The following is a 281-nucleotide window of genomic DNA, read 5'->3' as shown; positions in this document are numbered from 1 at the left end:
GTCCCGGCTGGAAGTGGTACAGAACAGTTTCGAGGACGACACGGGACCGCGGTCCCTCACCCTCCCCGAGGTCATCGAAGAACTCGAACGCCTCCGCAACGAACTGGCCGAGCGGTTCGAACTGCCCGTCGCTGAAGATGCGGAGGCAACTCCTCGGCAATGGCACGAGGCCGCCAACGATCTGCGCCGAGAACTCACGTCCAGCAATGACCGCCAAGAGCTTGCCGACGTCGACCGATTCGACGATCTCAACAAGCTGCTCGTCGCCGCATATCTCTTGC

Annotated in this window: 1 protein-coding gene; it reads left to right on the top strand. The window is 61.9% G+C overall.

Annotated elements, in window-relative coordinates:
• On the top strand, positions 1-281 hold a 281-nt coding region (locus GV790_RS30095; protein ID WP_218586508.1), incomplete at both ends, for a hypothetical protein.

The sequence above is a fragment of the Nocardia cyriacigeorgica genome (assembly GCF_010858045.1).
GTDB classification, from domain to species: Bacteria; Actinomycetota; Actinomycetes; order Mycobacteriales; family Mycobacteriaceae; genus Nocardia; species Nocardia cyriacigeorgica_E.
Note: the sequence above shows the minus strand (reverse complement) of the source record. Positions and strands in the feature narration are given on the sequence as shown.